Here is an 8,476-nt window from a genome sequence, read left to right on the forward strand (position 1 = left end):
TTGATGATTACGTCAACGGGTCTGGCCATTACCGCCCCGGCAAACGGATTAACAGTGACAGCAGCTGCAGATGGTTTAGCCATTACTCCGCCGACCAGCGGTTTATTGATTACTTCAACCGGGTTAGCGGTTACGGGGACCATCTCAACAACCTTAGCAACCACCGATGTATCAACAGTAAGGGCAAACTTTACCAATACCAGCAGTTCGCCGGATGAGGCCTATAATGTTCTAGGGATTGCTGCATGGACATTTGGCGTAGTGAATTCATCCACAGTTGCCGATGCTCAAGCACTGGTGAGTCTTCAAATTAGTCCAGACGGACAAAACTGGACTGACGATATCAGTAACGTAACCATAAACCAAAATTCGCTGCAAACCTTTGTATCTACCATATTCCTAAAGTATGCTAGATTGAGCTACTCCGCCGTTAGCGCAGCTAGTGCAGTAACATTAAATATCTTCTTCCAAGGGCAGTCATAATCTATTGAGAGAGGCTCAGATCTTAAATGACCTGAGTCTCTCTCCTTTGGTTTCACTGGGGTTTAGAACATGGAAAGCTTGTTATAGGAAAGAATGGATTTTGATGATTTGCGTTACGTAACAAAATAAATGAAGCCCGGGAGATATTTTTAAGACAAATATCCCCGGGCTTTTACGCCCTTCTTTCAAGAATCAAATAGGCACACTAAGCCGTCCAGTTAGAACCTTTACGGGGTTAATTCCGAGAGGTGTTTTTTCAAATACTTGTTTCGTTTAGTAATGAAACTAATAATATACGTTGGTTCCGCATCAAACTTTTCAAGAGCTTTTTGTTTATAGGGATCATGGATAATGTGAGGGCGAAGTAGTTTGTGTAGGGAGGTAATTTTTGGCTCTAGGAATTTTGCGGTGAAGGTGGTCTCTAGGATTTCTTCAAGTAATGTACGGTAGCAGCGTCGATATTCTGGAATATCCAGAAGGCGTGCCGTTAGAGTATTCGCTCCTTGAATAGGGAAATAATCATATTCCATGATGTTACCGTGACAATCACGTCCCCAGGTTCCATCATAATCCCAGGGAATCATTTCGTACAAACCAGTAGCGGAATTACCATACAGGGCATAATTTTGAATAAACCCATCATAGTTCTGAGTACAAACTACCCCAGACAACCAGCGTAAATATTTTTCTATATCCAGGTAATGGGTAATCTCTTTGGTAAAGTCTGTGCGTGAAAGGGTATTGATTTTAAAGACTAATTCACAAAGGTGTTCTTCATCCGATTCATTGCCAAGCTTTAGCTTATATCCAGCAAAGAGGGACTCCTTGATATCTTCTGTATCGGGGTCGAGAAAGGAAAAATTTGCCTCGTCATTATGGGCATAGATGATAGATCCTTGGGGTAAGCCCCGCCTCTTTAAAAATAGGTCATCTACTGATTCCAACTGTAAGTAGATGCCCATGAATGTCCCATTTAGGCTTACTAAAACATATCTGGCCTCTGGGCTAAGGATACCCAAACTTTTAAAAAAGTCAAAGGATAACTTATTACGGAGTAGAGAGGGGTCCAGATACTCCGCATTTAAATGAATTTCTCTGCCTCCCGGAAAAGTACGAGGCTTACTAAAATTTATATGAAAGGACTTTTTTGGTAATTCCCTTGTAAGTGCCCCCCGATAAGCAATTTCAATATGATATGTGGTATTGCCAACCTTAAGTTTAGCAGGAACATGATCATTACTCCAGATATCACTGCGAAGTTCCCGGAGGTCCTGCGGGTTAATAAAGAGGGAGTAGGATGCTAGGGACAGAGTGTCATTCATGTTGGGGTCCCTCCTTTTGGTGGTGTGCTATTAACATGTTATAGAATGATCAAATAGATTATTCCTTTTAAAAATCTACCCAATTTTGACAATATATTATTGGTTTTTCCATATAACAGGCACAACAACTAAAATAACCCATATTATGTACTAAACCTAAAAATAAGGTAATATTTTGAAATGGAGTGGTGCTTGTGCGAATTATAAATGATGAATTTAGAAAAGCAATTCGTAATTCATCAGACATTCACGAACTAATTAAAAGTTTTATGAAGTGTAACCCCTGGGACGTATGCGGTGATAAGAACTCCAAGGATTCAAAAGACCATAAAGATTCCAAGGAATGTAAATGCTCCAAGGGTTCAAAGGACCATAAAGATTCCAAGGAATGTAAACACTCCAAAGATTCAAAGGACCATAAAGATTCCAAGGAATGTAAACACTCCAAGGATTCAAAGGACCATAAGGGCTCTAAGGAATGTAAATACTCCAAGGGTTCAAAGGACCATAAAGATTCCAAAGAATGTAAATATTCTAAGGGTTCAAAGTGCTCTAAGGGATATAAATGGTCTAAGGGTTCAAAAGGGCATAAATGCTCCAAGGAATGTAAATACTCCAAGGGCTCAAAGGGCCATAAGGACTCCAAGGAATGTAAATACTCCAAAGGTTCAAAGGACCATAAGGGCTCCAAGGAATGTAAATACTCCAAGGGTTCAAAGGGTCATAAAGGTTCCAAGGAATGTAAATATTCCAAGGGCTCAAAGTGCTCCAAGGGGTATAAATGGTCCAATGATTCAAAAGGATATAAATGCTCCAAGGGGTGTAAATGGTTCACAGGCTCTGAGGAATGCAAATGTTCTAAGGGATCAAAGGGATCAAAGGGATCTAAAGGATCAAAAGGATCAAAATGTAAAGAGTCCTGTAACGTTTATGTGTGTATCTTGTGTTGTAAACATTTGGATAATTTTAAAGTTCCTAAGTGTTATGGTGATTACTATAGTTGCCAAGGGACAGATATCTCAGAATGTCATAAATCATGCGGATCAAAAGGATCAAAGGACTCAAAATGTAGGTAGATTCATAAAAGTGCTTCCCAGAAGGGAAGTGCTTTTATAGTTATTGGGTTGCCCTTATGTATATGGCAAGTTTATACTTTCAATACACATGAGAAAAGCTTAAAAAGTAAGGGCTTCTACCAATCTGTTGGTAGAAGCCCTTACTTTTTAAGCTTTTTTATTTATTATTTACATGATTTAGGCTCGGCGCAACAAACCTTAACATCCAGAATATAGTTTTCTTTACCTATAGTAACATGACCTTTTTTATCACATTCAATCGCAACAAAGTCACCAATATCTTTTACCTTAGCGGTAACGTGACAATGATCGCCACATTTAACACAGGGTATTTCAACCACTGCATTAAACTCCATGATACTTTCAAGGTAGTGAACAACGCCTTCATTGCATTTTACTTGTTTACAAAAACTTTTCTTGAGATAGGTATCACAGTCGTTGCTGTCGCAATCACAGTCTTTTTTACAATCGTGTTTACTGTTTTTACAGCACTCTTCATTTTTATGGTCATGCTCGTGTAAATACATGGTGATCTTTTCGACACACCCTTTTACCACAACGTTGCCACTATACGTAGTGTAGTCAGTAATATTAACTTTAAACCTTTCCCCTACGATTTTTGTCATGGGTGGTTTCACGTGGACGACACTTTCACAAAGCAACTGTACTCTGCCACAATTCTTTTCACACTCATGGTGGTTACCCATTAAAATCTACCTCCTAAAAATTTTCCCAGCACTACAAAATGTAGTCTTATTGGTATCTATCACATAATATGGGTTTATTTAGCAGACTGTTACAGGTCAATCTCATATTTTTTAATAAAAATATTTACCCCCCAACAAAGAAAAGTTGTTGAGGGGTAAGCGTTATAATTTCAAATGTTAATTATCAATGGTAAATATTTTAACTATTTGTTTCAAATCTTGTGCTATCGTCATTAATTCCTCAACGGCAGCCGTATTTTCTTGTATTGTTGCAGATTGTTCCTCCGCTACGGCAGCAACGTTTTGAATAGATGAAGATATTTCGTTTGTTCCTCTGGCGACTGTAAGGATTTCTTCTGCAAGCTTTTCGGTAATAGTCACAATTTCTGCAAACCTGGCCGAAGTTTCTAGAGCAACAGAATGTGTGTTATGCACTACATTTTCGCTTTGCTGCATATTGGATACTGCTTCGTTGGCAGTTAATTGTATGTTACCAATTAAGTTACCGATACTTTTTGCTGCCTCACTTGACTGCCCAGCCAATTTACGAACTTCTTCGGCTACGACAGAAAAGCCTTTCCCTTGTTCACCGGCTCTGGCCGCCTCAATTGCTGCATTCAAAGAAAGCAAGTTGGTTTGTTCGGCAATTTGACTAATTAATTCGACAATTTGTCCAATACTTTGGGTCTGGTGATTCATGTCTTCTACGGACTTACTCACGATTTGCGTGGCTTGGGCGACATTTTGAATGTGGCAAGATAGATCTTTCATTTTTTCTTTTCCGGCCTGAGCATTCATAATCGCATCATTGGCGGCTTGACATACATTTTCTGCAGTTGCATTCATCTGTACGACACCTGATGCTATTTGGTTTATACTTGATGCCGACTCAGTGGTACCTTGGGTTATCAACTCTCCGTTTGACGCGATACTTACGGATGAAGAGGCCACTTTATTTGCTGATTCAACAACCTTGCCAATAACTTCACGTAAGTGCGTAACCATTGTATTAAAAGAATTTGCTAATAAACCTATCTCATCATGGCTACTGCTATGTATATTTGTCGTTAAATCGCCCTGAGCAATTTTCTCGATGGATTCCACCATTGATGTGATTGGTTTCGTAATTTTTCTCGTTGTGAAAATACCTAAGAGAATACTGAAGGCTAAAAGGCATAAACCCGTTAGCAACATATAAGTAAGGGCATTTCTCTCCATCTGGATATTCTCAGCTAATGATACACCGATACCGATTATACCCACCGTCTTATTGCCTGCGCCAATTAAAGGAATATAAGCAATTTGATAGGGTTTGCCACCAATGCTTTGTTCTTTTTCTACGATTTCATTTTGTTTCAACACTTTTGATAAAACTTCCGAATCGGTTATCTCTTTGCCAATGGCTATACCGTCAAAACTGCTGCTTACGACTTGATTGTTTTCTGTAATTAAGATATTTACACCAAGCAATTCACTAATTTTTTGTGCCACATTGTTCTGGCTAAAGACGTATCCACCAGTGGCGACACCAATAACCTGACCTGTTTCGTCACATATGGGCACCCCTGAACGAATGGATAGTCTAACAATTTTTCCTTTTTCTATGCCAACATTGGCTTGGCCGGTAACGGCGGTTTTAATAGCCTGCTGGTTCATAATATTATCGCCGTAATCATCCGGTTGATGCGTTTTAACAAGGGTGTTTCCTTCGGAATCCGTAATGACCAGATATTCTAACCCGGATTCCTTCAAAAGAGGTGTGGTTACTGCCAACAAAAGCTCATGGCTTCTCGCTTTTGTTCCGTTTATTACAGCAGGGTTAAGGGCTACTAATTTTGTCAGTTCTAAGGCAATCTGTTGTTGTTCTGCGATGTGTTTTTGTATTGAAATTTCCTTTGATTTAATAGTAGTTTGAGTTTGTTTAGAAATGCTGTTTTTTGATGTGCTGACACCTATATAAATACTTATACTGACCACCAAGATAATTAAGCTGGCAATCATTAGCGTGATTTTAAAAGCCAATGATCTATTTTTCTTACTCATTTCCGCTACTCACTCCTCTTCTATTGTTCCGGGTTACTCCTTTCCATTCAATGCTCATTCCTTAGCAACCAATATTTGCATATGAAAATTTTACCAATGTTGTCAGATAGATGACATCTAACGCAAGACATTTTTATGTCGCCTTTACGACAACAAAATATCTGATAGAATTTTCAAGGAAACAAACAAAGTTAACTTTTGTATGTAACACTTTTTAGCCTTTAGCATATTATGGGTACAAACTAGAAGAAGGGAGGTCTCTTTTCTGAGGATTCTAATAGGTAGTCCAGTACAGCAAAAACCTAGTATATTAAAAGAATTTTTGTTATCCCTAGAAGAATTAGATAAGAGTCATTTAAAAATAGATTTTTTGTTTATTGATGATAACATTACTGCAGAATCTTCCTTACTTTTAGATAACTTTGGGAAATCAAATAGTACGAATGATTCAGCAGTAACCATATATAGAGATTTGAAATCTATGGATGAGTATATTTGCACGGAAGAAACTCACCACTGGAATGAAAGCTTGGTTTGGAAAGTTGCTAATTTTAAAAATATAATTATCGAGCAGACTCTCAGAAAAAATTACGATTACCTATTGCTAATTGATTCCGATATCGTTATACATCCAAAAACACTTTTACAATTACTAAAAGCTCAAAAGGATATTATTTCTAATATCTTTTGGACTAAATATGACCGAAATCAACAGCTAGAGCTTCCTCAGGTTTGGTTGCGTGATTTCTATGATCAAGTTCCTCGCCAGCGGGGCGAAGTATTAAATAATGAGGAAAAGGTCAAGCGGTGGAGACAATTTATGCAACAACTAAGGCAACCGGGAGTCTATGAGGTGGGAGGCTTGGGAGCTTGTACCTTGATTAGCAGAAGAGCCTTAGAGATGGGGGTTAATTTCAAGCCTATCACCAATCTTTCTTTCTGGGGAGAGGATAGGCATTTTTGCATTCGGGCTGTTGTGCTGGGCTTAACTCTTTATGTAGATACTCATTATCCAGCTTATCATATTTACAGAGAATCAGAACTCTTGAATCTGGCAGATTATAAAAGTAAAAACCAGGAACTTTCCAATAAAGTGATACAAAATGTCAAGAGGGCCATTGAAATGCTAGGAACCTACCATGATAAGCAAAGGAGTCAGGAATGGCAGTCACTTTTTACCAAGAAAAGCAAAGCTCGGCTTTTACCGTTACTTGAAAAAAATGATCAAAAAAATCTGAAGCAAAATATAACTATAACAATAACAGCTTCTGATTTTCTTATAGAAGAAAACCACAACTTCCAAAAGGTACGCTTTACGATTATAAAAAAGGGTACTCAGGATGGCAAGAGCTTTTTTGAGCAATTAGAGAGTTTTGTTATTGTTCTACCTGATGAAAAAGGTGATTGGCTAATTGACACATTGGTTGTGGAAGATATCTTAGAATAATGATTGCTATGCCAGGTAAGAATTTGCTATGGAAACGGGGCCCAAAAGATGATCTCTTCTAAAAAATTTCTTCCAGAAGAAATAACCTATCAGCTTTTTGATATTAATCCTGCAGAATACTATCAAAAACGCTTCTTTGTTGAGAATCGGTTAAATGTAGCGGAAGAAAGTAAGGCCATCAGACATACAATTTTATACCAAAAAATTCAATACTTAAGTGATCTTATCAAGCAAATTGGTGGGGAACACACACCGCTTAAAGTTTTAGATGTTGGCTGTGGGTCGGGTTTAATAGGAGCCAGGATAAAACATTTCTTTCCCGCTAGTTATCTCTGCGGGGTTGATATGAGCCAGGATTGTATTACAACTGCGAAAAGAAACGGTTATGATGATGTTCTGGTACATGATGTGATAAACAATCTGCCCTATCAGGATGATTATTTTGATCTGGTGTTTACCATGGATTTCTTTGGTCACGTGGAATTTCGCTATAAAAATAACATTATTTCAGAAATTCACCGGGTAACCAAAAAGGGCGGATATGGATTTCATGGAATTGAGGCAGGATTTATTGATTATTTTAGGTGTAACCCTAAAGATCCCCAGGACACTGTGAGGAAATATGTAAACCTAGAGGGCCATATTGGTGTCGAACCCTTAGAGGATATTGCTGTACGCTTTGGTCAATATTTTACCATCCTAACTGCTTTTCCGTGGCCAATCCGTCCCTTTTTAAATATTGACAATATCCTAGCTGGAAATGTTTGGGGAGAGGAGTTTAGCAAAGCCTTTTCAATGGTTGATCACTATCATTCCAGAGTTGCAGCCGATTTGGTTCTAGGCTATTGTACAAAGTATTTTAACGATCAGTTTTTGCAGTTATTTGGCAACATTTTAACAAGGAATCATCTGCAGTGCGAAGAGTCATGGAAACCCTTGGTGGAAAAATTTATTCAAGGCAGGGGTTTTGCCATGATAACCATGAGTAAGTCATAATCAAAGAGAAAAACCAGCTTGGAGCTGGTTTTTCTCTTTGATTATGACTTCAGGCTGTTGAGAAAGCCAATGATAGTAGATATTTAAAGATAAGTAGTCCTAAACCATGAAAATCAAAGGTTTAGGGCTATTTTTATGATATAATGGAAGAAAATGCAAGATTGTAGGTGGTAAAAATACTAACCTCAAATGACAAGACTCAAAGCAGTTTTGAATTTGTTTGTATTGAAGAATTAGTTCCTCAAAACCATTTACTACGAAAGATAGATAAGTACATAGATTTTTCGTTTATTAGAGAAAAAGTGCAGCCTTATTATTGTTCTGATAATGGTCGCCCCTCTATTGATCCTGTTGTATTATTCAAGATGATTCTAATTGGCTACCTGTATGGTATAAGATCCG

At 38.0% G+C, this 8,476-nt stretch carries 8 protein-coding genes; 5 read left to right on the forward strand and 3 right to left on the reverse strand.

Going from position 1 to position 8,476, the window contains the following annotated elements; translation table 11 throughout:
* On the forward strand, positions 1-483 hold a 483-nt coding region (locus tag BUA78_RS11720; RefSeq protein ID WP_238456805.1), incomplete at its 5' end, for a DUF6385 domain-containing protein.
* Between the two features lie 227 nt (positions 484-710).
* Here BUA78_RS11720 and BUA78_RS11725 read toward each other — a convergent pair.
* Positions 711-1,805 (reverse strand): CotH kinase family protein, encoded by a 1,095-nt coding sequence (locus BUA78_RS11725; RefSeq protein WP_072914666.1) that lies wholly within the window; start codon positions 1,803-1,805, stop codon positions 711-713.
* Between the two features lie 297 nt (positions 1,806-2,102).
* On the opposite strand from BUA78_RS11725, the gene BUA78_RS19905 reads away from it, so the two are divergent.
* The gene (locus BUA78_RS19905) at positions 2,103-2,921 is read left to right on the forward strand and encodes a hypothetical protein (RefSeq protein ID WP_139257352.1); all 819 of its coding nucleotides are present in this window, start codon (positions 2,103-2,105) and stop codon (positions 2,919-2,921) included.
* Positions 2,922-3,045: 124 nt separating this feature from the next.
* Here BUA78_RS19905 and BUA78_RS11740 read toward each other — a convergent pair whose 3' ends face one another.
* Together BUA78_RS11740 and BUA78_RS11745 are read right to left on the reverse strand one after the other, a co-directional pair.
* Positions 3,046-3,588: an SPOCS domain-containing protein gene (locus tag BUA78_RS11740; protein ID WP_072914674.1), complete on the reverse strand. Its 543-nt coding sequence runs from the start codon at positions 3,586-3,588 to the stop codon at positions 3,046-3,048.
* Positions 3,589-3,765: 177 nt separating this feature from the next.
* The gene (locus BUA78_RS11745) at positions 3,766-5,631 is read right to left on the reverse strand and encodes a methyl-accepting chemotaxis protein (protein ID WP_072914676.1); all 1,866 of its coding nucleotides are present in this window, start codon (positions 5,629-5,631) and stop codon (positions 3,766-3,768) included.
* Positions 5,632-5,908: 277 nt separating this feature from the next.
* On the opposite strand from BUA78_RS11745, the gene BUA78_RS20660 reads away from it, so the two are divergent.
* From BUA78_RS20660 to BUA78_RS11760, 3 genes are all read left to right on the forward strand, one after another.
* Positions 5,909-7,078: a glycosyltransferase family 2 protein gene (locus tag BUA78_RS20660; protein ID WP_274377393.1), complete on the forward strand. Its 1,170-nt coding sequence runs from the start codon at positions 5,909-5,911 to the stop codon at positions 7,076-7,078.
* 48 nt (positions 7,079-7,126) lie between these two features.
* Complete coding sequence (locus tag BUA78_RS11755) at positions 7,127-8,074, forward strand: class I SAM-dependent methyltransferase (protein ID WP_072914680.1); 948 nt, start codon at positions 7,127-7,129, stop codon at positions 8,072-8,074.
* Between the two features lie 176 nt (positions 8,075-8,250).
* Positions 8,251-8,476, forward strand: a 226-nt coding sequence (locus BUA78_RS11760) for a transposase (RefSeq protein WP_139257354.1), incomplete at its 3' end; no start/stop codon positions are given.

The organism is Desulforamulus aeronauticus DSM 10349 (genome assembly GCF_900142375.1).
GTDB classification, from domain to species: domain Bacteria; phylum Bacillota; class Desulfotomaculia; order Desulfotomaculales; family Desulfotomaculaceae; genus Desulfotomaculum; species Desulfotomaculum aeronauticum.

Excerpts from the sequence above, each read along its gene's own strand:
- BUA78_RS11745 (WP_072914676.1), bottom strand. The coding sequence starts at position 5,631 with ATGAGTAAGAAAAATAGATCATTGGCTTTTAAAATCACGCTAATGATT.
- BUA78_RS11755 (WP_072914680.1), top strand. The coding sequence starts at position 7,127 with ATGATCTCTTCTAAAAAATTTCTTCCAGAAGAAATAACCTATCAGCTT.
- BUA78_RS11740 (WP_072914674.1), bottom strand. The coding sequence starts at position 3,588 with ATGGGTAACCACCATGAGTGTGAAAAGAATTGTGGCAGAGTACAGTTG.
- BUA78_RS11725 (WP_072914666.1), bottom strand. The coding sequence starts at position 1,805 with ATGAATGACACTCTGTCCCTAGCATCCTACTCCCTCTTTATTAACCCG.